Consider the following 23,066-nt stretch of genomic DNA (forward strand, 5'->3'; position numbering starts at 1 on the left):
TGGCCAACCTAGTCGCGGGCGGTGGCAGACGTGTCCACCGGCTCGATGTGGTGGCGGGCCAGGAACAGGCCGATGCCGAGGACGACGTAGACCAGGATCGGTGCGAACGCTCCGACGTAGCCCTTCTGGTCGACCAGGATCATCGTGCCGGAGATGATCGTGAAGTCGAACAGTCCGTGGATGACCGAGTTGAGGACGTTGCCTCCGGACACCCGGCGTATCAGATAGAAGAAGTACCCGGCCAGGCTCACCGCGATCGCCTGTGGGATCGCGGTGACCCCGTGGCTGATGGCGTTCGACAGATGAACGGCACCGAAGATGACGCTGGACCACAGCGCCACCTTGCCCTCGGAGAGACCGTGATCGCGCAGCGTGGTGACGCCGATACCGCGGAACATCGCCTCCTCACCCCAGCCGACGAACTGCGTCGCGATGAGCAGGGTCACGATGAAGAGGAGATCTTTCTGGGCCAGCGAGCTGTAGTCGATCCCGACCAGGATGGCCACGACGAAGACCGCGGGCACGATCCACACCCAGCGCCGGACGGGGCGATCATCGCGCAGCACCGGCTTCTGCCAGCCGAGCGCCACGACGACGAGGATCGTGAACAACAGCGCCGCGCCGAGCGGGATGATCATGCCGAACACGACACCGGCCGTGGTGACCGGCTCGGTCTCGTCCGCGAAGTGCGCGATCGCCAGGCCGCCGAGCTGGATGATGGCCAGGTACACAACGACGATCCCGGCGAAACCGGCATAGCCCAGACGGCGACGGGCCCGCGGCCCCAGCTGGTCGAGGTTCACCTCGAGAACCTACCAACCGCACGCGCGGGTGTGCCGGGTCAGGACATCGACTCGGTTCCCGCCTCGCCGGATTCGCTGAGCTCCCGCTCGATGAGCTGCTCGGCGACCTTGGCCAGCGGCGTGTTGGTGTCCTGGGACAGTCGTCGGAGCAGAGCGAAAGCGGCTACCGCATCAATGCGGAACCGGTACATGATCATGCCTTTGGCCTGGCCGATCACGTCTCGGCTCGCCAGGGCGCTCTGGAAGTGCTGCTGCTGACGGGCCGCTCGCAGCGCCAGCGCGGCGTGCGTCGCGAACAGCAGCCCGACCTCCACCGATTCCTCCCCGAACACGTCGGTCTCGTCGGCGAAGACGTTGAGCGCGCCGATGGTTCCCTTGTCGGTGAAGAGTTGGAACGACAGGCTCGACCGGAGCGGAGTCTCGTCGATGACGCGAGCGGAGAAGGCGGGGAACCGCTCGTCGCGCCGGATGTCGTTCATCAGCACAGTGTGGTGATCCCACGCGGCCTGCAGGCACGGACCCTCACCGGTCTCCTTCTGGAGCCGGTCGGCCTCGTTCATCAGCGGGTCGGTCGGCGCGAGGGTGTCGAAGTTCTTCTTCTGATCGACGAGCAGGACGCCGGCGTACTGAGCGCCGGGGACGTACTCGACGGCCCCGGCGGTGATCGAGTCCAGAACCTGACCGGTGGAGTCCTGGGTGCTCTCCGGCACCGCGTGCATCTGCCGCGCCAGCTCGGCGATCTTGAAATGAACATCTGTGTCCACCGGCACTCATCCTCAATCGGTACCGTCGGCGTGCCCGACGATTCTCGTGATCGTACTTCCGTATCAGCTCAACCTGGTTGTTCGTACCGGACCATCTCGCGGATGGCCCCGGATCGGCTCATTCTTTGGGACGATGAGCCCCTTAACTCAGCCGTACGTGATCTCTACCATGAGCCAGGTGATCAAACGGTTGAGTGTCTCCGTCCTCTGTGTCATCGCTGCGATCACGGGGGCGGTGGCCGTCGGCACACCGACCGCCCAGGCCGCGCCATCGTGCTCCGACGTCGAGGTGGTGTTCGCGCGCGGCACCGTCGAGACGGCGCCGCCGCTCGGTCTCACCGGCCTCTCCTTCGTCGAGGCCGTTCGTTCGCAGCTGCCGGGCAAGACCGTCAGCTCCTACGGTGTTCCGTATCCCGCGAGCGACCAGTTCAACAACCGCCTGAAGTTCGCCCAGACGGTGGCCGACGGTGTCCGGACCACCCAGAACCGCATCAAGTCCCTGGCCGCGAAGTGCCCGGGCACCAAGGTCATCCTCGGCGGATACTCCCAGGGCGCCGTCGTCGCGGCCTACTCCGTCCAGGCCGAACTGGATCTGCCGGCGCGATACGCGACTTACGACCGGTTCGTGCCGCCGCCGCTGCCGGCGAACATGGCGCGCAACGTCGCCGCGATCGTGCTCTACGGCGCGCCGTCGGATCGCTTCATCGACGACATCGGCGCTCCCCCGGTGAAGGTGGCCGCGCCCTACCGCAGCCGCACGGTTCGCTACTGCGTCCCCGGTGACACCATCTGCAACGGTTCTCCGGTCGGCGGTCCCAACGCCCTGCACGTGCTCTACTCGGTGAACGGCATGACCCTCGAGGGCGCCCGGTACGCGGCCCGGCGCGTCTGAACGGAGAAGCTCACACGGCTCAGAAGTCCGGCGCCGGCACGACCTTCGCGAAGGTCCGGCCGGCGTCGGACTTCGTCGCTTGGTAGACGAGAGCGAGTTCGGCGCGCTCGAAGTTGCGGAACCACTCGTCCCAACTGATGTGCTCGAGGCACTCGTCGGCCGTCCGGCCGGAGAAGTCGATGCGGAGCAGTCCCGTTCCGCCGACGCTTCGGATATCACGTACGCGCGCCGGAACACCCTGGTGGGTGGTCACCCACTCTCGGATCTCGTCGTGATCACGCGTCGTCTTGCAATGAGACCCCATCGGTCGTCTCCTTCGTGCCGCACCGAAACCCACCATTGGGCATCGCGGTCCGTGGACCGCCCTGTCCTGGTCTCGGCGTCCGGGGGTCCGACGTCAACCGCTGATCGGTTCGCTGTTCTTACCCACCACGCACTTTCGTCAATCCTGCGGAATTGAACGCACAGCGAAGCTCGACGACGACTGAAGGTTCCTGACCGCCGTGACCCCCGACGCTCAGCCCGCGAGAAGCGCGACGATGGCCCTGGCCAGGCCGCGGCGGGCGAGTTGCTGGTCCTGAAAGGTGCCGAGCTGTTTCTCCGACACCAGCCCGCGCATGGCCCCCGGGAGGAACGCCGCCACCTCGCGCACACGCTCCGGATCGACGTCGAGGTCGGCGAACGCGCGCTGGCATGAGTCGATCCAGGACGGTCCCCAGGAAGCGAATTCGGCCGCGGTCTTGGGGAACAGGCGACGCAGCTCGTCCGGATCCCGCGGCAGCGCGGCCCGCAGTGTCTCGATCGCCCGCGACTCGGGTGCGGTCAGTCCGTCGTACATGAGGTCGACGATGGCCGCGACCCGTTCCGCCAGTGGCGCTTCGGGTTTCACGCTCACCGGCAGGTCGCCGCGATGTTCCGCGGTCCGATGCAGCACTGCCGCCCATAGACCGTCGATGTCGTCGAACTGATACTTGATCGCGCCCCACGTCGCACCGATGTCCTTGGCGATCCGGTTGCCCGACACCGACGCGGGGTCACCGGTCGCCAGCGAGACGAGCGCGGCGTCGAGCATCGCGTCGCGCGTCGCCTGGCCGCGCTTGTTCGCCCGCCTCGGGACGTCGGCAGTACCGCTGTCGGGGATACCGGCGTCCGCGGACCGTGTGTCGGAGAAGCGGGAGTCACCGGAGACCATGGCTGCCGATCGTAGTCGGACCGTTCACGGCCACGACGCTCCACCGACGCCCTGACCGGCGAGATGTTTGGCGATCGTTCGCTCGGCTACCCGTCCGATCACCCGATGGCGACGAACTGTTGACGACCGATGGATGAGCCGGCGCTCGGCCGGTTCGACACAACCCGACATATGGCACAAACCGTGATTCCGAAACACTAGGAACACATCGCACGGATTTGTATCATCAAGGTCTCCTGTGACACCTGTCACGAGGCGGGGGCGAGGAGGACGACATGATTTCCACCGGTGTACTGGGTTCGGCCCGACACACCCTGGCCGGTTTCTCGCCGGCCGAGGCGCGTCGGCGACTGCGCAACCGTGAGTACGTGGACGCCCTCTTCAACAGCCGGGAACCCGAACGAACCTCATGGGCGGTCACTGACGACGGCGCACGGCTGCGTGTGGTTCACCACGGCCCCGCAGACGCACCCGTCCTGGTCCTCGTGCACGGCTGGTCATGTTGCGTGGAGTACTGGAATCCGCAGGTCAACGCCCTTGCCGAGCGCTACCACGTGATCGCCTACGATCAGCGCGGACACGGCGAGAGCACCTGGGGCAAACGGAAATTCGACGCCGACGTGCTGGCGGACGATCTGTCCACCGTGGTGTCCCAGACGATCCCCGACACTTCCAAGGCGGTCTTCGTCGGCCACAGCATGGGCGGCATCACCCTGCAGGCGTGGGCGCACCGACATCGCGGCCAGGCCGAGGCTCGAGCAGCGGCAATGATCCTCGCCAACACCACCTGGGGCGGCATCGCCACGGAGAGCCGCGTACTGCCGCTCGTGAACGGTCCGATCAAGGCGCCGCTGTGGCTCCTGCAGATGGCACTGTCTGTACCGATCCCGTTCCCCGGTGACCGGTTCACGAGGAGCGTGATCCGCCATCGCGTCCTCAACGGCCGGTCCGCGACCGTCGACCACGCCGCATTCGTCCTCGCGATGACCCGCTCGTGCACCCCGAGCTCGCGAGCCAAGGCCGCAGTGGCCCTCCTTCAATTGGCGATGGGACCCACCGGCGCGGAGGCGATCTCGGTGCCGACGACGGTGATCGGCGGGCGGCACGACCTCCTTCTCCCGCATGCGATGACCCAGCGCATCGCACACGCCCTGTCGATCCGCGGCCAGCTCGACCGCCTCGTGGTCCTCGACACCGGGCACGCGTCGAACATCGAGGCCGCCGAGGACTTCACGGCCGAGATCCACCGGGTCATGCATGCGGCGTCGTCGACTCCGGAGTTGGTCGAAACCGCCAGCTGACCAGGAGGGACAACTTTCACAGAACCCTCTTGCATTCTGCGTCGGCGGGACCTACCGTTGCCCCATGGCGAGAACGCCCCTGTCGATGACACCCACCGGCTGGTTCCAGGTCGCCTGGTGCTCGGAGATCGCCGTCGGGGCCGTACACACGATGAAGTACTTCGGCCGCGAGATGGTCGCCTGGCGGTCCCGCTCGGGCGCGGTCTCCGTCTTCGATGCCTATTGCGAACACCTCGGCGCCCATCTCGGTCACGGCGGCCACGTCGACGGCGAGAACCTGGTGTGCCCGTTCCACGGCTGGGAGTGGAATCGCGAGGGGCGCAACGTGTGCATCCCGTACGAGAAACACCCCAACCGGGGACGCCGCATCCGCAGCTATCCCGTCGTCGAACGCAACGAGGCTGTCTGGATCTGGCACGACATCGACGGCCGCCCACCACATTTCGACGTACCCGACATCTTCGGCGACTTCGGCGACGACCGCACCGCCACCGACTACTACCCGCCGGTCCCCGCGGCCACCCTGTTCCGGCCGGGACTCGAGATCCATCCGCAGTACATCATGGAGAACGGCGTCGACTTCGCCCACTTCAAGTTCGTCCACAAGACCCCGTTCATGCCGGAGTTCACCCGGCACGACTTCGCCGGTCCGGTGTCCCACGTCGACTTCACGATCGCATTCGAGGACGGCGCGACACTCGAGAACGCCACCAGTGGAGTCGAATCCATCAACGCCGGGCTCGGGTGTTCGGTGACCAAGAGCTGGGGCATGGTCGACAATCGCACCATGCCGGCGGTCACCCCGGTCGACGAGCACACCTCCGACGTCCGGTTCACCGTGTGGATCGGCCGCAAACCGGGCGAGGAGACCGGCGAGATCACCCGCTACGGCACCGTCATGGCCGACCTCGTCATCGAGCAGTTCGCCGCCGACATCGACATCTGGGCGCACCAGCGCTACTCCGACCCGCCCGCGTTGTCCCGCAGGGAGTTCGAGGGCTTCACCGCACTTCGGAAGTGGGCGCGTCAGTTCTACCCCGACGGCGGACCCGACACCGCCGACCCGTCCGCACCGAGCGGCGCGGTGCCCTCCTCGGAAGAGTTCGTCCGCGTCCGCCGATCCGAGCTCGACGCGCTGCGCGCCGCAGCGCAGCCCTGACCGGAACCGCTTCCGCCGAAAGGATCCGCCATGACCGCCTCCCCACGTATCCGGGTCTTCCAAGTCGCCACCGGCAATCTCGGCACCGAGATGATCGGACGCATCCAGTCGCATCCAGATCTCGAACTGGTTGGCCTGCACTGCTATACGCCCGACAAGATCGGTCGCGACGCCGGCGAGATCGTCGGCCTCGATCCGGTCGGTGTGACCGCGACCGGCACGGTCGAGGAGATCCTCGCCGCCCGTCCGGATGTGCTCACGTTCCACGGCGTCTTTCCCGACGAGGATCTCTACGTCGAGGTTCTCGAGGCCGGGATCGACGTCGTCACCACCGCGGACTGGATCACCGGGTTCCACCGCGACACCAACCACCCACACCATTCCGGGCGCAAGGTCAGCGAGGTCATCGCCGAGGCCTGCGAGCGCGGTGGAGCCACCTTCTACGGCACCGGCATGAATCCCGGCCTGGCACAGATCCTCGGGATCGTGCACACCGCCGACGTCGCCGACATCGAGAACGTCACGGTGATCGAATCCGTCGACGTCTCCTGCCACCATTCCGTCGACACCTGGAAGGCGGTCGGATACGGCCTGCCCGTCGACGACCCCAGCATCCCCGATTCGCTGTACAAGTACACCGCGGTGTTCGCGGACTCGGTCTACCTGATGGCCGACGCCTTCGATCTCGAACTCGACGAGGTGACCTTCTCCTACGAACTGGGCGCCTGCACCAAGGACGTCGACCTCGGCTGGTATCAGCTGCCGCAGGGTTCACTCGGTGGCAGTTACATCAAGTACCAGGGCATGGTCGACGGCGTGGCGCGCGTCGAATCGCATCTCGAATGGCAGATGACGCCGCACACCGACCCGTCCTGGAACATCCAGGCCTGCTACATCACCCAGGTGACCGGCGACCCGAACATCTACTCCAAGCACATGATCTTCCCGCGCAAGGGTTTCGACCTCTCCAACCCGGAGAACTTCGCGTCCATCGGCATGACCGTCACCGGACTCCCGGCCCTCAACTCGATCCGGTCCGTCGTGGCGGCACCGCCGGGAATCGTGACGAGTGCCGACCTCCCGCTGCGATCATTCGCCGGGCGGTTCGCGATCTGACGGAACATGTTGCGGCCCTTCGTGGCTCGTCGCCAACGCTCCTCGCACCTCAGGGAGCAATGGGGGTCGGTTCAAGCTCTGACGGGGCCCTTCGTGGCTCGTCGCTTGCGCTCCTCGCACCTCAGGGAGCGGGGGTCAACCGAGGTCGATGGTCACCCCGGTGAGTTCGGCACCGGTGTCCCACAGCCGTGCGGCGACGTCGCGGTCCTTGGCCTTCACCGACGGCTCGGCCAGTACGGGCGGACCGGCGAGCCCGAGACTGCCGACGGGACCGTAGTATTCGCCGCCCTGCGCCTTCGGATCGGTGGCCGCACGAAGGACGGGCAGGGCACCGTCGGGCGGGTCCATGATGAACCGGTCGGTCAGCCAGCGCAGCGACGGTGCGTGGTAGGCCCACTGGAGGAACCGGCTCTGCTCACGCATCACCCCGGTCCGGGTGCCACCGGGGTGGGCCGCCAGCGAGATCGCCGACACCTCGGCATCTCTCATCCGACGGTCGAGTTCCATCGCGAACAGCATCTGGGCGAGTTTCGCTCGCGAGTACGCACCCGCACTGCTGAAGGTCCGGTCCATCGGCAGATCGGAGAAGTCGATGGCGCCGGCGCGGTGGGCATGACTGCCCACGGTGACCACGCGTGCCGAGTCCGCGGCGAGCAGGCGATCGGCCAGGAGCCCGGTGAGTGCGTAGTGACCGAGATAATTTGTGCCGAAGTCCATCTCGAAACCGTCGGGCGTCAGTTCGCGCCGCGCCCGCATGACCCCGGCGTTGTTGACCAGCAGATCGATCCGTGGATGACGCCGCCGGATCTCGGCGGCGGCGTCATGGACGGAATCCAGACTCGCGAGGTCGAGATCGACGAGCTCCAGCTCTGCCCCGGGGACCTTGCCCACGATGTCGTCGCGGGCCTCCGCCGAGGTCTGGGGATTGCGGCACGCGAGCACGACACACGCGCCCAGCGTCGCCAGCCCGAGCGCGATCTCGCGTCCGATCCCCGAATTCGCGCCGGTCACCACCGCGACCCGACCGGTCTGCGGTGGCGCGTCGGCCAACGTCCACCCCGACTTCACATCTGCCCCCTCCGGCGTCGACTCGAACGACGATGTCGTTCGTATCACATCGACGCCGGAGGGCGGGCGTCAGGCGCTCACGGCCGCCGGGGTGGCGCTGCTGAACTGTCCGGCCGGCGCGAAGCGGGCGAGGACCTCCTCGTGCGGCTCTCCGGCCACCGCGGCGATGAAACCCTCCACGTCCTCGCGGGTCCGCAGACCGAGCAGCGGATTCGGTTCGGAGAGCAGACCGAACAACGCCGACGCGATGGCGGGACTGACGGCGGCAGCCGGAAACGACAACTCCAGGTGGGTCGCGTAGTCGGGGTCGCCCAGGTAGAGCCGGGTGACCTCGACCGCGGCCCGTCCGCGTCGCTCCCAGTGCTTCTCGAACTCCGCCGACAGCCACTCGGCGGTGAACTCACCCTCGTGATCCCGTGCGGCCTTGACGAGCTCGGCGACCTGGAACAGCGTGTTGGCTGCCCCCTGGCCCGCGACCGGGTCGACGGCGATCGCGGTGTCGCCGATCGCCGCCACCGGGTGTCCGCCCGCGGTGGTCGCGACGGCCTGCCGGACAGTCGGGGTGACCGCGCCCTTGAGCCACGACACCGGATCGGACTCGATGACCTCGAGCTGGTCGATGACCGGTGCGTCCTCCGGGAAGTACTCCGCGAAGATGCCGGAGATCGTCTGCCGGGCGGACACCGCGTCGTGGACGTCGTCGAGCCGGGCCGCCCACGCTCCGTCGGGCTTGGCGAAGACGATGAACGACCACGTCGGCCCGGCATCTTTGTGCAGGAACGGTCCGACGAAGATCTCTCCGTTCTGGGCATCGAGGTTGAACAGCGAGTGGTCGCCGCCCGCGCTGCTGCGGTAGGCGAAGGACTCGGGGCCGTGGTCGACGCCGGTCAGGGTGACCTGCAGCAGACGACGCTGCGGTTCGCGGTAGTGACTACGTGATTCGTCGACCGGGAAGAGCGTCGACAAACCGCCCTTGCCGGTCGCGACGAGGGTGATGTCGGCGTCGGCGGCGATCGCGTCGAGGCGGTCGAGCCCGATCTGCCCGACCTCGAATCGTCCACCGCGGTCCAGGAACCGGGCCAGGCGGTCGTCGGCACGCAGGCGCAGGTCGACAGCCTGTGCGACGTAGCCGTAGTCCGGATTGAACTCGAGGACCGCGGCGCGCTCGTCGCCCGTGCCCGAGTACAGACGAGCGCTGATACCCGTCGTGTTGCCGACCTCGTACAGGTCGTCGATGATCTCGGCGTCCCACTCGCGCGGCTTTCCGAAGAGCACCCCGACCCCGGTCGGCGGCACCTTGTCGCGCAGCGACTCGCGGTCTCGGTCGCTGTAGAGCGTGACGTCGAATCCGGCGTCGACGAATCCGAGTGCCGCGCTGGTCCCGGCCAGCCCGGCCCCGATGATCGCGACCGTTCGTCGTGCTGTCATGAGTGGATCTCCCCTGGTTGTCGGCGTGGAATGGCTGCTCGACAGGGTGCCGGGGCGAGTGCTGTGGCTGAAGGGTTAGACGCACCGAGAACGAATGGCGTGCGTCGTACCGGGAAAGCGGAGAGCCTACGTGTCGTCGCGCACGCGGAGGTAGCGCTCGTAGATCACCTGTCCGCCGTAGGTCCGGGTCTCGGCGAGCTCCAGTCGGACAGCGTCGGTGACCGGCGGGAGCAGCGGTGTACCGCCACCGACGATGACCGGGTACCGGAAGATGCGGAATTCGTCGACGAAGCCGAGTTCGATTGCCTGCCATGCCAAGTCGGCGCCACCGATCTCCACGTCGGCGTCCGTGGAATCCAGTACCGCGGTGAGCTCGTCGGCCAGGGACCCCTGCGCCAGGCGGGCGTTGCCCTCGACTGTCGTGAGGGTGCGGCTGAAGACCACCTTGGGCAGCGCCGACCAGATGTCGGCGAACGCGGCATCAGCCTCGTTCTCGCGCATCCGCGGGTCCGTCTCCCAGACCAGCATCGTCTCGTATAGCCGACGGCCGCACACGAAGGCACCGAGCTCGCCGACCCGCTCGGTGTGGAACGCGAACAGGTCGTCGGATGGAACCGACCAGTTGAAATTCCCGTCACGGTCGGAGATGAAGCCATCGACCGACACACCCATCGACAAGAGCAGCATGCGGGGGATGGTACGACGCCCTGCCGACCCAGGCACCGACTCCGAGCGGATCGGCGAACCGAAGAGTCTGCTGTGAGGTCCGGCGACACCCCGCTCGTGCCAGGCTGCGCTCAGGTGCGGCCAAGTACCATCGCCCTCTGTGCGTACGCCCCTGACCGATGCGACACCTGTCGCGACCCCGAACGAGGACGCCGCGACCGGCAACACCTCCGGGTACCGGCTGGACCTCGACGGGCTACGCGGTATCGCGATCGCGCTCGTGGCGATCTTCCACGTCTGGTTCGGCAGGGTGTCCGGCGGCGTCGACGTCTTTCTCACCCTGTCGGGCTACTTCTTCGTCGCCTCCCTGCTCAAGCACGTCCTCGCGACGCAGCCCGCGACGAGTTCCTGGGGCGCGGCGATCAATCCGTGGCCACGGTTCTCTCGACTGCTCCGCCGGCTGCTGCCCGCACTGCTGCTGGTGCTCGCGGTCACCGCCGGACTGATCGCGCTGATCATGCCGACGACGCGCTGGGGACCGCTCGGCGCCGAACTGCAGGCCAGCGCGCTGTACTACCAGAACTGGCACCTCGCGTTCTTGTCGCAGGACTACGCGGCCGCCGACTCCGCGAACAGCCCGATGCAGCATCTCTGGTCGATGTCGATGCAGGGCCAGTTCTTCGTCCTCACCCTCGTGTGCGCGCTGGCGCTGGGCGCGGTGCTGCGTGCCCTGGGCCGACGGTCCGCGTTCTTCGCCGATCCCAAGGTGGTCCGCGGGGTCGTCGGGATCGCGCTCGGCGTCGTCGCCCTGGGTTCGTTCGCATGGGCCAATTACCGCCACGGGATCAACCAGCCGTTCACCTACTACGACACCGTCGCCCGTCTGTGGGAACCGCTCGTGGGTGGCCTCCTCGCGGTGTGGATGCCGCGGATCGCACTGTCGCAACGGGTGCGCGACCTGCTCGGCGTGGTCGCCCTCGGCCTCATCATCACGTGCGGCTGGTGGATCGCCGGCGTCCAGGAGTACCCCGCGGCCTGGGCCCTCGTCCCGGTCGGTGCGACGCTGCTCCTCATCTGGGTCGGCTCGTCGCAGACCGCCCCCATCGATCAGACGACGGGGAAGAGCCAGACCTCGATCCGTTCCGGGGTCAGCCGCGGCCTCGCGCATCCGCGACTCGTGTGGCTGGGCTCGATCGCGTACGCGCTGTACCTGTGGCACTGGCCGCTGCTCATCTTCTACCTGGCGTGGCGCTATCAGGACGACGTGTCGTGGTTCGAGGGCACCGCCATCCTGGCCGTGTCGGTCCTGCTGGCCTGGCTGACGACGAAGTACGTCGAGGCGCCGCTGCGTGCGGGATCGCCGAAGCGGACGAAGTCCCCGGTACCGCCCGAAGCCGATGGCCCGGTCGCGCGGTCGCCGTTCGAGAAGACCAGAGGCTACCGTCGCTCGCTCGTCGCGGTCCTCGTCGTCATCAGCGTCGCGGCCGGTGCCGCGGCGGTGACCTGGCAGCGCGACGCCGCCAACGCCACTCTGGACACGCAGAATCTCGACCCGCGGCTCTACCCCGGAGCGCGCGCGTTCCTCGACGGCGCGCCCGTCCCCAACGTCACGGCGCAGCCGAGCCCGAACGTCGTCGACATGGACTGGCCGATCACCTCCTATGACTCGATCATCAGCGGGTGGAAGGACCCGTCGATCAAGGTCGGGTACTACGGGGATGTCGACGCCACCCGGACCGTCGCCCTCGTCGGCGGATCGCATGCCGAGCAATGGATCACCGCGCTCAACGACATCGGCAAGCGCCACCATTTCCGCGTGACCACCTACCTCAAGGTCGGTTGCGCCCTCACCACCGAGCACGTCTTCACCTGGTTCGGCCAGAAGTACTACCAATGCAACGACTGGTCGCGTCGCGTCATGGAGCGGCTGGCCGTCGACAAACCCGACGTGGTGTTCACCAACAGCACGCGCCCGGTCGAGTCGGGCGACGGCGATTACGTCCCCAAGGACTACGAGGAGATCTTCGCCCAGTTCCGCGACCGCGGGCAGCGGGTCGTCGCGGTCCGCGACAACCCCTGGGCCACGGGCCAACTCAAGCCGCCGGAGTGTCTCGCGAGCGGCCGCAAACCCGAGGTGTGCGGCGTCCCGCGCGATCAGGCGATGGCACCGACCGACCCCGCCGCCGCGCTTGCCGGCGAGTTCCCCAACATGAGTTTCCTCGACTACACCGACGCCATGTGCGACGACCGGTACTGCCCCGCGGTGGTCGGGAACATCCTGGTGTGGCACGACTTCCACCACCTCTCGGCGACCTTCGTGCGCAGCCTCATCCCCGCCGTCGAAGCCGATCTCCAGCGGTCGCTGCGCTGGTGGTGACCCTTCGAGGCTCGCTTCGCTCGCACCTCAGGGAGCAGGGGGACGCTCGCAAGCTCGCTCCTCAGGGAGCGAGAGATGTGACCGCGGTCAGCAGCGCACGCGGCCCGGCGAAGACCGTCTCGCGGACGTGATTGCGAACGAGAGTCAAGGCGGGGCAGTCACATCGGGCCGCGACACCGCGGGCATCGACACCCTGATCCCGACACAACGCGATGGCGCGGCGTAGGTGGAAGCCCTGCGTCACGATCACCACGTCGTCGACGCCGAACACCTCCCGCGCGCGACGGCAACTCGCCGCCGTGTCGAGACCGGCCGGGTCGTCGGTGATCACCCGCGACGCCACCCCGCGCTCCTCGAGATAGCGCCGCATCACCGCCGGTTCGTTTCCGGCCTCCTCGGAACCGTTGCCCGAGTTGATGATCCGATCGACCCCGCCGGCCCGGTACAGCTCCAGCGCAGTGTCGAGGCGGCCGCGCACGTAGTCACCGGGCGACCCGTCGTCGTAGACGAGCGAACCCAGCACCAGCAGCGTCGACCGGGACGCGGGAGCCATCGCATCGTCGATCCTGCCCACCGACGCGACGTACATCCAGGTGGCCGCCAGCGTGATCCAGAGTTCGATCGACACCAGCAGTACGGGCAGCACCAGACGAACACCTGATCTCACCCCTACAACGTAGGGCGCCCGGCGGTGAACATGCCCATTCCAGCCCGGGCCCGGCGGTCACCCCGCGATACTTGGAGGACTCGGTCGCGTTCAGCCTGTGCGCACCACTCCGCGGTGTGAAAGTGATGGTGCGAATGCCGTACATGCCGGTCACCTCGTCGATGTTCCTGCTGGCGGAGACGCGCGAGCAACCCATGCATGTCGGGGGACTCCAGCTGTTCGTCCCACGTGCGGGCCAGTCGTCGAGTGAGCTCGCCGAGGAGATCATCGAGGCGTTCTGCGGGTGTACCGATGTCCATCCACTCTTCCGCAAGCGGCCGGCCTCGCCGGTCACGCTGCTGGGCAACGTGGCCTGGTCCTACGACGACGACATCGACTTCGACTACCACGTCCGGCGCGCGGTCCTGCCCCGCCCGGGACGCATTCGTGAACTGCTGCGATACGTTTCCCTCAACCACGGGGCCCTGATGGACCGGTTCCGACCGATGTGGGAGGTACACGTCATCGAGGGCCTCGACGACGATCGGGTCGCGCTGTACACCAAGATCCACCATTCCCTGGTCGACGGCGTCTCCGCGCTGCGGTTGCTCGAACGCACGCTGTCCACCGATCCCGACGACCGGTCGGGCACCGCACCCTGGGACCCGGCACTGGCCGAGCGGCGCCGGCCGCGCCCCGCGCCGAGCCTGCGCAGCCGGGTGTCCGGGCTCGCCAATGTGGCGGGTCAGGTCGCGGGTATGGGGCCGGCGGCGGCGAAGGTCGCGGTCTCCGGGGTGCGGGATCCCGAATTCGTGGCGCCGCTCGGCCGCGCACCGCGGACCATTCTCGACGTCGCGATCGGGAGCGCCCGCCGGTTCGCCTCGCAGCAGTGGGAACTGACTCGTCTCCGGGCGGTGGCCGACGCCCGCAGCATCACCCTCAACGACGTCATCGTCGCCATGTGTTCGGGAGCCCTGCGGTCATACCTCATCGATCAGGACGCGCTCCCCGACGCGCCGCTGATAGCCGCGGTGCCGGTGTCGATGCACACAGACGGGGACGACGACGGCAACGCGGTCACCGCCATACTGGTCAGCCTGGCGACCGACGAGCCGGATCCCGAACGTCGCCTGGACAAGCTCGTGGAGTCGGCCCGGCACAGCAAGTCGGTGGTCCGCGGACTGCGCCCGCTGCAGGCCCTCGCGCTGGGCGCGGCCAACTTCGCACCGCTGGCGTTCGCCACCGTCCCCGGCTTCGTGCAGTACGTCCCGCCGCAGTTCAACATCATCATCAGCAACGTGCCCGGGCCGTCCAAGCACCTCTACTGGAACGGCGCCCGCCTCGACGGCGTGTATCCCGTCTCCATCCCGACGCAGGGCCTGGCCCTCAACATCACGGTGACCAGCACCGCCGAGCACATCAATTTCGGCCTGATCGGCGCGCGGGCCCAGCTCCCGAGCCTGCAACGCCTGCTCACGCACCTCGACACGGCCCTCGAAGAGCTCGAGAAGGTCGCGCGCACGCGGTGACACCGTCGAGCACCCCGTCGCCGGAGGTGGCGTCGAGCACCCTGACTCGACAGTAAGTTACTCGCGAGTATCATCACTCATGAGGTAGACCAGCGTAATTAGGCCAGCCTTGGCAGCGCTTCGGTGGCGCAACGAATTACGGTTACCTGTAGTACACCGCCCCGTGGTACCCAGCCTCGCGTTCCGCGACCCGGCGGCGGACGACCTAGACGAAAGGCCGGTACGAGCCCGTGACAGCCACGACGATTGCCCTCGGCACCACCGCTGCCGTGGTCAGCCTGTTCTGCTGGTACCTGTTCCTCGGCGGCGTGGTGCGGATCTACCGCACCATCAAGCTCGGGCACAAGGTGGACAGCGCCCGCTTCTGGCCCATCCTGCCGCGGTTCCTGACGATGATGAAGGAATTCATCGTCCACACGCGCATGGTGAAGTTCCGCACCGTCGGCTGGGCACACTGGCTCGTGATGGTCGGCTTCCTCGGCGGCTTCCTGCTGTGGTTCGAGGCCTACGGCCAGTCCATCAACCCCGAGTTCCACTGGCCGGTCTTCGGTGACACGTTCGCCTGGCACCTGTGGGACGAGCTCCTCGGCATCGCGACCGTGGTCGGCATCATCGTGCTGATCGTGATCCGTCAGCTCAACCACCCGCGCGTCCCCGAGCGGCTGTCCCGATTCGGCGGATCACGCTTCGCCCCGGCGTACTTCGTCGAGGCCGTCGTGCTCCTCGAGGGCCTGGGCATGATCCTGGTGAAGGCCTCGAAGATCGCGACCTACGGTCACGCGAACGCCTACTCCGACTTCTTCACCATGCAGGTCGCGAAGATCCTCCCCGCGTCGCCGACCCTGGTGTCGATCTTCGCCGTCATCAAGCTGATGAGCGGCATGGTCTGGCTGGCCATGGTCGGCATGAACATCAGCTGGGGCGTTGCCTGGCACCGCTTCTCGGCCTTCTTCAACATCTACTTCAAGCGCGAGCAGGACGGCGGCGTCGCCCTCGGTGCCGCGAAGCCGATGATGAGCCAGGGCAAGGTCCTCGACATGGAGACCGCCGACCCCGATGTCGATGCGTTCGGCGCAGGCAAGATCGAGGACTTCTCGTGGAAGGGCTGGCTGGACTTCACCACCTGCACCGAGTGCGGTCGCTGCCAGTCGCAGTGTCCCGCATGGAACACCGGCAAGCCGCTGAGCCCCAAGCTGCTCATCATGTCGCTGCGCGATCACGGCAACGCCAAGGCGCCCTATCTGCTGGCCGGTGGCCGCAAGGACATGGGCGGTGACGAGGTCGGACTGGTCGACGCCGACGGCAACGTGCTCGAGGACAAGCTCAACGCTATCCCCGAGGCGGCGCGCGCCGAAGCGGCACGCAAGCTCGTCGGCGAGTCGAAGGGCGACCTCGGTGGCGGACTGGGTGTCGAGTCGGTGGACGGCGAGTTCGACCCCGAGGCACTCGGTGCGGTCATCGACACCGAGACCCTGTGGAGCTGCACCACCTGCGGCGCGTGCGTCGAGCAGTGCCCGGTCGACATCGAGCACGTCGACCACATCCTCGACATGCGTCGCTACCAGGTCCTGATCGAGTCGGACTTCCCGACCGAGCTGGCCGGCATGTTCAAGAACCTCGAGAACAAGGGCAACCCGTGGGGCCAGAACGCCTTCGCGCGCACCGCCTGGATCGACGAGATGGACATCGAGATCCCGGTCTTCGGCAAGGACGTCGAGTCGTTCGAGGGCTTCGAGTACCTGTTCTGGGTCGGCTGTGCCGGTGCTTACGAGGACCGCGCGAAGAAGACCACCAAGGCCGTCGCCGAACTGCTCGACATGGCCGCGGTGAACTTCATGGTTCTCGGCGAGGGCGAGACCTGTACCGGTGACTCGGCACGACGCGCCGGCAACGAGTTCCTCTTCCAGATGCTCGCGCAGCAGAACATCGAGATGCTCGGCGAGGTCTTCGCGACCGCACCCGAGCAGCGCAAGAAGGTCGTCGTCACCTGTGCACACTGCTTCAACGCACTGGGCAACGAGTACCCGCAGCTGGGAGCGAAGTACGAAGTCGTCCACCACACGCAGCTGCTGAACCGCCTCGTGCGCGAGAAGCGGCTCGTCCCCGTCGCCCCCATCAGCGAGGACGTCACCTACCACGACCCGTGCTACCTGGGCCGCCACAACAAGGTCTACGACGCACCGCGTGAACTCATGGGCGCCGCCGGTTCGACGCTCACCGAGATGCCGCGTCACGGCGAGCGGTCCATGTGCTGTGGTGCCGGTGGCGCGCGCATGTGGATGGAAGAGCAGATCGGCAAGCGGATCAACATCGACCGGGTCGACGAGGCGCTGAACACCCTCGGCGACACGACCGGCGATCAGGTCAAGAAGGTCGCGACCGGCTGCCCGTTCTGCCGCGTCATGCTCACCGACGGTGTCACGGCCCGGACCAGCGGCACCGAGTCCGAGGGCAAGGTCGAGGTCGTCGACGTCGCGCAGCTGCTGCTCGACTCGGTCAAGCGCGGCGGCCCCACCGAGGTGAAGCTCGGCGGCCGGTTCCTCGGACCGCGTCCGAGCGCTGCCGAGCCGGAGCCCGAACCCGAGCCCGAGAAGGTCCCCGCCGCGGCGGCAGCATCCGCGTCGGCGACGACCGAGGCGGCCCCGAAGCCGAAGGTCGGCCTGGGCATGAAGGGCGGCAAGAAGCCGGGTGCGGCGGCCAAGACCGCAGCGCCGGAGGCACCCGCCGAGACGGCGCCCGCCGAGAAGAAGCCGGCGTCCAAGGGCTTCGGCATGAAGGGCGGCAAGAAGCCCGGTGCCGCGGCATCCGCCGCCGCTCCGGCCACGGATTCCGCACCCGCCGAGGCCCCCGCCCAGGCACCGGCCGAGAAGAAGCCCGCCGCCAAGGGATTCGGCATGAAGGGCGGCGCCAAGCGTCCCGGTGCGGCAGGCAAGCCCGCCGGGGGGACCGCCGAACCGGTGCCCGCCGAGACCGAGTCGTCGGACGCGGTCAAGGAGGAGGTCGCCGAGGCCGCCACCGAGACCGCCGAGAAGAAGCCCGCGTCGAAGGGCTTCGGCATGGGCAAGGCGAAGCGGCCGGGTCAGAAGGCGACCAACGCAGCCGCACCCGACGCCGGAGTGACCGCCCCCGCCGAGAGCAAGGTCGACGAGAGCGAATCGGCACCGGACGCCGCGCCCACCGTCGACACGGAATCGTCGGCGACTGCGGAAGCACCGGACACATCTGTCGCTGCCGCAACGGACACACCTGTCGCTGCCGCAACGGAAGAAAAGCCGGGCAAGGCCAAGGGCTTCGGGATGTCCGCGGGCAAGAAGCGGCCGGGCGGGATCGGCAAGGCCGCGGCCAAGCCGGCCGCCGCACCGGCTGAGAGTGCACCCGAACCGGAGGCGGCACAACCCGAGGCCGAGCCCACGCAGTCGGAGACCGCCGAGGCCCCGGCAGCAGCCGAGGCCCCTTCATCGGAGGCGACGGCGAGCGACGGTGGCTCGGCCGCCGCGCTGACCGAGGAGAAGCCGGCCAAGGCCAAGGGCTTCGGCATGGCCGCGGGCAAGAAGCGGCCGGGTGGCGCGAGCAAGGCTGCTCCGGCGGCCGCTGTGCCGGAACCGGAATCGGACCCCGAGCCGGAGACCGCTCTCGAAGCCGAGGCGCCGGAACCCGAGGCACCTGAAGCCGAGGCACCGGTCGATGAGACACCGACAGATGAAGCCCCGGCAGCCGAGGCACCGGCCGATGAAGCCCCGGCAGCCGAGGCACCGTCCGATGAAGCCCCGGCCGACGAGGCACCCGCGGCGTCGAGCAACGGCTCGTCCGCGGCTCGTACCGTCGCCGAGACCGGGGCGTCGAAGGCCAAGGGCTTCGGCATCGCGGCCGGCAAGAAGCGGCCCGGCCACAAGTAGATCGCTCAGCAAAGCAGACAGATGTCGTCTTTCGTGGCGCCCACCGCCACGAAAGACGACATCTGTCGTTTGGGGTGACCTCCGCTTCGACACGCGCCAGAAACGCATTTGCCATCGGCTGCGACAATGTACCCGTGAGTAGGCCCCATGTTTCGCACCTGAACCAGAACCTCAAGCCGCTGGAGCAGTCGCTCAAGCTGCAGAACGTGTGCTACGAGATCCGTGGTCCCGTCCACGCGCACGCGCAGCGGCTCGAGGCGGAGGGCCACCGAATCCTCAAGCTGAACATCGGCAACCCGGCGCTGTTCGGTTTCGAGGCCCCCGACGTGATCATGCGCGACATGATCCACGCGCTCCCCTACGCGCAGGGCTACTCCGAGTCCGCCGGCGTCCTGTCCGCGCGGCGTGCCGTGGTGACCCGCTACGAGCTCATCCCCGACTTCCCGTACTTCGACGTCGACGACGTCATCCTGGGCAACGGCGTCTCCGAGCTCATCACCATGACGATGCAGGCGCTGTTGAACGACGGCGACGAGGTCCTGATCCCGGCGCCCGACTACCCGCTGTGGACCGCGATGACCTCGCTGTCCGGCGGGCAGCCCGTGCACTACCGCTGCGACGAGGAGAACGGGTGGAACCCCGACGTCGCCGACATCGCCGCGAAGATCACCGACCGCACCAAGGCGATCGTCATCATCAACCCCAACAATCCGACGGGCGCGGTCTACTCACGCGAGGTCCTCGAGCAGCTCGTCGAACTGGCCCGCGAGCACTCGCTGCTGATCCTCGCCGACGAGATCTACGACAAGATCATCTACGACGAGGCCGAGCACGTGAACGTGGCGTCGCTGGCGCCGGATCTGTTGTGCCTCACCTTCAACGGCCTGTCGAAGGCCTACCGCGTCTGCGGTTATCGCGCCGGGTGGGTCGTGATGACCGGACCGAAGGATCACGCCCGCGGCTTCATCGAGGGCATGGGCATCCTGGCGTCGACGCGTCTGTGCGCGAATGTGCCGGGCCAGCACGCGATCCAGGTGGCGCTGGGCGGCTACCAATCCATCGAGGCCCTCGTCTCCCCCGGCGGCCGGCTGTACGAACAGCGCAACGTCACCTGGGAGAAGCTCAACGAGATCCCCGGGGTCAGCTGTGTGAAGCCCAAGGGCGCGCTGTACGCCTTCCCCCGTCTCGACCCCGAGGTGTACGAGATCCACAACGACGAGCTGTTCGTCCAGGACCTGCTGCTGCAGGAGAAGATCCTGGTCGTGCAGGGCACCGGATTCAATCTCGACGACCACAACCACTTCCGCATCGTCACCCTGCCGTGGTCGCGCGATCTGAAAGAGGCCGTGGAGCGTATCGGTAACTTCTTGTCGTCGTACCGGCAGTGACTTCGTAGACTCCTGCGGATAGCCCCTGGTGAGGGCCCGGTCTTCGGACCGGGCCCGCACTGTTTTCCAGGGGTCTGGACATTTGTGTAACCGTTGGTAACGTGTACCTCCATCGGCGCGGCAACACAACGAGGTGACACACATGTCCGAGACGGCAGTACACCACCAGCCGGACTGGCGACGGGGAACCGTCACCAACAGCGGGATTCGGCTGGCCACCTATGAACTGGGCGATACGTTGAATCCGACGGTGCTGCTGGTGCACGGCTGGCCGGACACCCACCATCTGTGGACCCACATCGCCCCGCGCCTGGCGGAGAAGTATCACGTGGTCGCTTATGACTGCCGCGGCTTCGGCGCGAGTGACCGCCCCCGGCGGGTCGCCGCCTACCGACTCGACGAGCTCGCCGACGACCTGTACGCGGTCGCCGAGTCGGTGAGTCCGGACGACGCCGTCCACGTCGTCGCCCACGACTGGGGGTCGGTGCAGACATGGGAGGCCGTGAGTCGCCCGCGCGCGAACGCCCGCATCGCCTCGTTCGTCTCGGTCTCCGGCCCGAACCTCGACCACCTCGGCCAGTTCGTGCGCGATCAGGTCGCCAGCCCCACGCCTCGTCATCTGCGAAATGTTCTCGCGCAGTCGATGTCCTCGGCCTACACCGGGCTCTTCCAGCTCCCGGTGCTCCCTGGCGTGCTGTTGCGCGCACTGGGCAACCCGACGGTGTGGAAGCAGTTCCTGCGTGCGGTCGAGGGCACACCACCGGAGAACGTCGACGTCGCCGACTCGTTGCGTCGCGACATGGTGACCGGCCTCGCCCTGTACCGCGCGAACATCCGCGCGAAACTCCTGCGGCCCGATCCGCGGCCCACCACGGTGCCGGTGCTCCAGGTGGTCAACGAACGCGACATCGCGCTGCGGCCCGCCATCTACGACAACACGCCGACCTACGCCGCGAAACTCTGGCGACGCGACACCCCGACCGGCCATTGGCTGCCGTACACCCACCCCGACTATCTGACCGGGCTCGTCCTGGATTTCCTTGCGCTGCAAACCAACAGCGGAGAGCCGGCACCGGCGATCGAGCGCGCGCGGTTGTTCACCGAACCGAAGCCGCTGGCGGGCAAACTCGTCGTGATCACCGGTGCGGGCAGCGGTATCGGACGTGAGACGGCCCTCGCCCTGGCCGAACGCGGTTGCGAACTCGTGCTGGCCGACCTCGACCTCACGTCCGCCGACGAGACCGCCCGGGCCTGCAAGGTCGCGGGGTCGGCGGCGCATGCGTACCTCCTCGACGTGTCGGACACCGCGGATTTCGTCGCCTTCGCCGCACGCATCCGAGATGTCCACGGGGTTCCCGACATCGTGGTCAACAATGCGGGAATCGGTTTGGCCGGTGGGGTGTTGGCCGCCACCGACGAGCAGGTGGACCGGCTGCTGGACGTCAACCTCCGCGGCGTCGTCACCGGCAGTCGCGAATTCGGCCGCCAGATGGTCGAGCGCGGCGTGGGCGGGCACATCGTCAACATCGCGTCGGCCGCGGCGTTCACGCCGTCGCGCAGCCTCGGTCTGTACTCGGCGTCGAAGGCGGGGGTGCTGCTGTTCTCCGAGTCGCTGCGCGCCGAGCTCGCCGAGCACCGTATCGGTGTGAGCGCGATCTGCCCCGGACTCGTCGACACCAACATCGTCTCCTCGACGCCGATCGCCGGGCTCGACGCCGAAACCGAGCACTCACAACGAGATCGGCTGGATCGGTTCTACCGGCGCCGGGGATTCACCCCCGACCGGGTGGCGAGCGAGATCGTCGCGGCCATCGAGCACGACAAGGCGGTGGTGCCGGTGACCGTGGAAGCCAAGGTGGGATACCGGATCTACCGCTTCGCGCCCTGGCTCTCGCGAATCGGGGCCCGCCAGAAAGTCGCGGGGTGAACGGATATGACGCACATCGACACTCCCGCGCACCGGGACGATGCATCGGCCGATCCGGGGCCCGTCGAGCTGCACGCCCGCAATGTGGCGTTCGACTGGGACGACGTCCCGCTCCACTGGATTCCGGGTCACCCGGTCGCGTCGAACTTCGTCAGCGTGCTCAACCTCCTTCTGCCCGAGGGTGAGCGCTGGTTCGTGCAGACCTACAACGAGGCCCTGCCCCTGGTCGCCGACGACGAACTCGCCGCCCGGATGCGAGGGTTCATCGGTCAGGAGGCGATGCACGCCGAGGCGCACGATCATGTCCTGTGGGAGTTCCTCGATCACCACGGCATCGACCCACGGCCCTATCAGTTACAGATGGAGTGGATCTTCCGCAAGGTCCTCGGGCCGTTGGAGGGTGGCACCCAGGAAGCCCGGGACAAACACCTCGTCGAACGCCTGTGGCTCATCGCGGCCCTGGAGCACTACACCGCGATCCTCGGCGACTTCGCGCTGAACAACACCTGGACCCGGCTCGGGGCGCACCCCACGATGGCCGACCTGTTCATGTGGCACGGGGCCGAAGAGGTGGAGCATCGGGCGGTGGCGCACGATGTCGCCGCGTACTTCGGCGACGGGTATCTCCGCCGCGGCCGTGCCATGTTCGTGGTGCTGCCGATCCTGCTGATCCTCATCCAGCGGGGTTACCGCTTCATCATGAGCCAGGACACGTCACTGTCCTACAACTACTTCCAGAAGACGTGGCATTACCACCGCGGGGTACGTGCCGGTGTGCTGCCGAAGATGCGGACGATCGTGTTCGCCACCTTCAGCTACTTCCGGCCCGGATTCCGACCCGAGGACATCGGCAGCACCGCGCAGGCCGTCGCCTACCTCGCGAGCTCTCCGGCCGCGCGCAACGCGGCGTGATC

General features: G+C 67.6%; 18 protein-coding genes. 10 read left to right on the top strand and 8 right to left on the bottom strand.

Annotated features, from left to right (window positions below):
* Positions 1 to 8: 8 nt before the first annotated feature.
* Positions 9 to 803 (bottom strand): CPBP family intramembrane glutamic endopeptidase, encoded by a 795-nt coding sequence (locus ABIC25_RS12745; RefSeq protein WP_354561729.1) that lies wholly within the window; start codon positions 801 to 803, stop codon positions 9 to 11.
* Between the two features lie 38 nt (positions 804 to 841).
* A complete protein-coding gene (locus ABIC25_RS12750) occupies positions 842 to 1,567 on the bottom strand; it encodes a GAF and ANTAR domain-containing protein (RefSeq protein ID WP_354561731.1) in 726 nt (241 codons plus the stop codon).
* A gap of 169 nt (positions 1,568 to 1,736) precedes the next feature.
* On the opposite strand from ABIC25_RS12750, the gene ABIC25_RS12755 reads away from it, so the two are divergent.
* Positions 1,737 to 2,459 (top strand): cutinase family protein, encoded by a 723-nt coding sequence (locus ABIC25_RS12755; RefSeq protein ID WP_004022398.1) that lies wholly within the window; start codon positions 1,737 to 1,739, stop codon positions 2,457 to 2,459.
* A gap of 19 nt (positions 2,460 to 2,478) precedes the next feature.
* Here the strand turns inward: ABIC25_RS12755 and ABIC25_RS12760 are convergent, their stop codons facing one another.
* Complete coding sequence (locus ABIC25_RS12760) at positions 2,479 to 2,763, bottom strand: hypothetical protein (RefSeq protein ID WP_354561732.1); 285 nt, start codon at positions 2,761 to 2,763, stop codon at positions 2,479 to 2,481.
* Positions 2,764 to 2,976: 213 nt separating this feature from the next.
* Positions 2,977 to 3,651 carry a TetR/AcrR family transcriptional regulator gene (locus ABIC25_RS12765; protein ID WP_354561733.1) on the bottom strand — a complete coding sequence of 225 codons (675 nt, stop codon included), beginning with the start codon at positions 3,649 to 3,651 and terminating at the stop codon, positions 2,977 to 2,979.
* 275 nt (positions 3,652 to 3,926) lie between these two features.
* Between ABIC25_RS12765 and ABIC25_RS12770 the strand changes: the two genes are divergently transcribed.
* From ABIC25_RS12770 to ABIC25_RS12780, 3 genes are all read left to right on the top strand, one after another.
* Complete coding sequence (locus tag ABIC25_RS12770; protein ID WP_004022401.1) at positions 3,927 to 4,952, top strand: alpha/beta fold hydrolase; 1,026 nt, start codon at positions 3,927 to 3,929, stop codon at positions 4,950 to 4,952.
* A gap of 64 nt (positions 4,953 to 5,016) precedes the next feature.
* Positions 5,017 to 6,111 (top strand): Rieske 2Fe-2S domain-containing protein, encoded by a 1,095-nt coding sequence (locus ABIC25_RS12775; RefSeq protein ID WP_248643808.1) that lies wholly within the window; start codon positions 5,017 to 5,019, stop codon positions 6,109 to 6,111.
* Positions 6,112 to 6,141: 30 nt separating this feature from the next.
* A complete protein-coding gene (locus ABIC25_RS12780) occupies positions 6,142 to 7,227 on the top strand; it encodes an NAD(P)H-dependent amine dehydrogenase family protein (protein WP_354561735.1) in 1,086 nt (361 codons plus the stop codon).
* A 135-nt stretch (positions 7,228 to 7,362) separates the two neighbouring features.
* Here ABIC25_RS12780 and ABIC25_RS12785 read toward each other — a convergent pair whose 3' ends face one another.
* The 3 genes from ABIC25_RS12785 to ABIC25_RS12795 all read right to left on the bottom strand — a co-directional run bounded on the left by ABIC25_RS12785 (position 7,363) and on the right by ABIC25_RS12795 (position 10,410).
* Positions 7,363 to 8,295, bottom strand: a complete 933-nt coding sequence (locus ABIC25_RS12785; RefSeq protein WP_354561736.1) for an oxidoreductase — start codon at positions 8,293 to 8,295, stop codon at positions 7,363 to 7,365.
* Between the two features lie 69 nt (positions 8,296 to 8,364).
* On the bottom strand, positions 8,365 to 9,723 hold the full coding sequence (locus ABIC25_RS12790) for a styrene monooxygenase/indole monooxygenase family protein (RefSeq protein WP_064570328.1): 1,359 nt from the start codon (positions 9,721 to 9,723) through the stop codon (positions 8,365 to 8,367).
* A gap of 126 nt (positions 9,724 to 9,849) precedes the next feature.
* Positions 9,850 to 10,410: a dihydrofolate reductase family protein gene (locus tag ABIC25_RS12795; RefSeq protein ID WP_354561737.1), complete on the bottom strand. Its 561-nt coding sequence runs from the start codon at positions 10,408 to 10,410 to the stop codon at positions 9,850 to 9,852.
* 139 nt (positions 10,411 to 10,549) lie between these two features.
* On the opposite strand from ABIC25_RS12795, the gene ABIC25_RS12800 reads away from it, so the two are divergent.
* On the top strand, positions 10,550 to 12,766 hold the full coding sequence (locus ABIC25_RS12800) for an acyltransferase family protein (RefSeq protein ID WP_354561739.1): 2,217 nt from the start codon (positions 10,550 to 10,552) through the stop codon (positions 12,764 to 12,766).
* 61 nt (positions 12,767 to 12,827) lie between these two features.
* Here the strand turns inward: ABIC25_RS12800 and ABIC25_RS12805 are convergent, their stop codons facing one another.
* Positions 12,828 to 13,355 carry a SanA/YdcF family protein gene (locus ABIC25_RS12805; protein ID WP_354562027.1) on the bottom strand — a complete coding sequence of 176 codons (528 nt, stop codon included), beginning with the start codon at positions 13,353 to 13,355 and terminating at the stop codon, positions 12,828 to 12,830.
* Between the two features lie 212 nt (positions 13,356 to 13,567).
* Between ABIC25_RS12805 and ABIC25_RS12810 the strand changes: the two genes are divergently transcribed.
* The 5 genes from ABIC25_RS12810 to ABIC25_RS12830 all read left to right on the top strand — a co-directional run bounded on the left by ABIC25_RS12810 (position 13,568) and on the right by ABIC25_RS12830 (position 23,064).
* Entirely contained in the window at positions 13,568 to 14,941 is a 1,374-nt protein-coding gene (locus ABIC25_RS12810; protein ID WP_239401757.1) for a WS/DGAT/MGAT family O-acyltransferase, read from the top strand.
* 230 nt (positions 14,942 to 15,171) lie between these two features.
* Entirely contained in the window at positions 15,172 to 18,837 is a 3,666-nt protein-coding gene (locus ABIC25_RS12815; protein WP_354561740.1) for a (Fe-S)-binding protein, read from the top strand.
* 134 nt (positions 18,838 to 18,971) lie between these two features.
* Positions 18,972 to 20,225 (top strand): pyridoxal phosphate-dependent aminotransferase, encoded by a 1,254-nt coding sequence (locus ABIC25_RS12820; protein WP_064570324.1) that lies wholly within the window; start codon positions 18,972 to 18,974, stop codon positions 20,223 to 20,225.
* A gap of 142 nt (positions 20,226 to 20,367) precedes the next feature.
* Complete coding sequence (locus ABIC25_RS12825; RefSeq protein ID WP_354561741.1) at positions 20,368 to 22,152, top strand: SDR family oxidoreductase; 1,785 nt, start codon at positions 20,368 to 20,370, stop codon at positions 22,150 to 22,152.
* A gap of 6 nt (positions 22,153 to 22,158) precedes the next feature.
* Positions 22,159 to 23,064: a metal-dependent hydrolase gene (locus ABIC25_RS12830; RefSeq protein WP_354561742.1), complete on the top strand. Its 906-nt coding sequence runs from the start codon at positions 22,159 to 22,161 to the stop codon at positions 23,062 to 23,064.
* Positions 23,065 to 23,066 lie beyond the last annotated feature (2 nt).

Source organism: Gordonia sp. PvP123 (assembly GCF_040547295.1).
Lineage (GTDB): Bacteria > Actinomycetota > Actinomycetes > Mycobacteriales > Mycobacteriaceae > Gordonia > Gordonia terrae.

Bases quoted from the DNA above. Each gene is read 5' to 3' on its own strand.
- ABIC25_RS12755 (WP_004022398.1), top strand. From the start codon at position 1,737: ATGAGCCAGGTGATCAAACGGTTGAGTGTCTCCGTCCTCTGTGTCATC.
- ABIC25_RS12760 (WP_354561732.1), bottom strand. From the start codon at position 2,763: ATGGGGTCTCATTGCAAGACGACGCGTGATCACGACGAGATCCGAGAG.
- ABIC25_RS12765 (WP_354561733.1), bottom strand. From the start codon at position 3,651: ATGGTCTCCGGTGACTCCCGCTTCTCCGACACACGGTCCGCGGACGCC.
- ABIC25_RS12770 (WP_004022401.1), top strand. From the start codon at position 3,927: ATGATTTCCACCGGTGTACTGGGTTCGGCCCGACACACCCTGGCCGGT.
- ABIC25_RS12775 (WP_248643808.1), top strand. From the start codon at position 5,017: ATGGCGAGAACGCCCCTGTCGATGACACCCACCGGCTGGTTCCAGGTC.
- ABIC25_RS12780 (WP_354561735.1), top strand. From the start codon at position 6,142: ATGACCGCCTCCCCACGTATCCGGGTCTTCCAAGTCGCCACCGGCAAT.
- ABIC25_RS12790 (WP_064570328.1), bottom strand. From the start codon at position 9,723: ATGACAGCACGACGAACGGTCGCGATCATCGGGGCCGGGCTGGCCGGG.
- ABIC25_RS12795 (WP_354561737.1), bottom strand. From the start codon at position 10,410: ATGCTGCTCTTGTCGATGGGTGTGTCGGTCGATGGCTTCATCTCCGAC.
- ABIC25_RS12805 (WP_354562027.1), bottom strand. From the start codon at position 13,355: ATGTACGTCGCGTCGGTGGGCAGGATCGACGATGCGATGGCTCCCGCG.
- ABIC25_RS12810 (WP_239401757.1), top strand. From the start codon at position 13,568: ATGCCGTACATGCCGGTCACCTCGTCGATGTTCCTGCTGGCGGAGACG.
- ABIC25_RS12825 (WP_354561741.1), top strand. From the start codon at position 20,368: ATGTCCGAGACGGCAGTACACCACCAGCCGGACTGGCGACGGGGAACC.
- ABIC25_RS12830 (WP_354561742.1), top strand. From the start codon at position 22,159: ATGACGCACATCGACACTCCCGCGCACCGGGACGATGCATCGGCCGAT.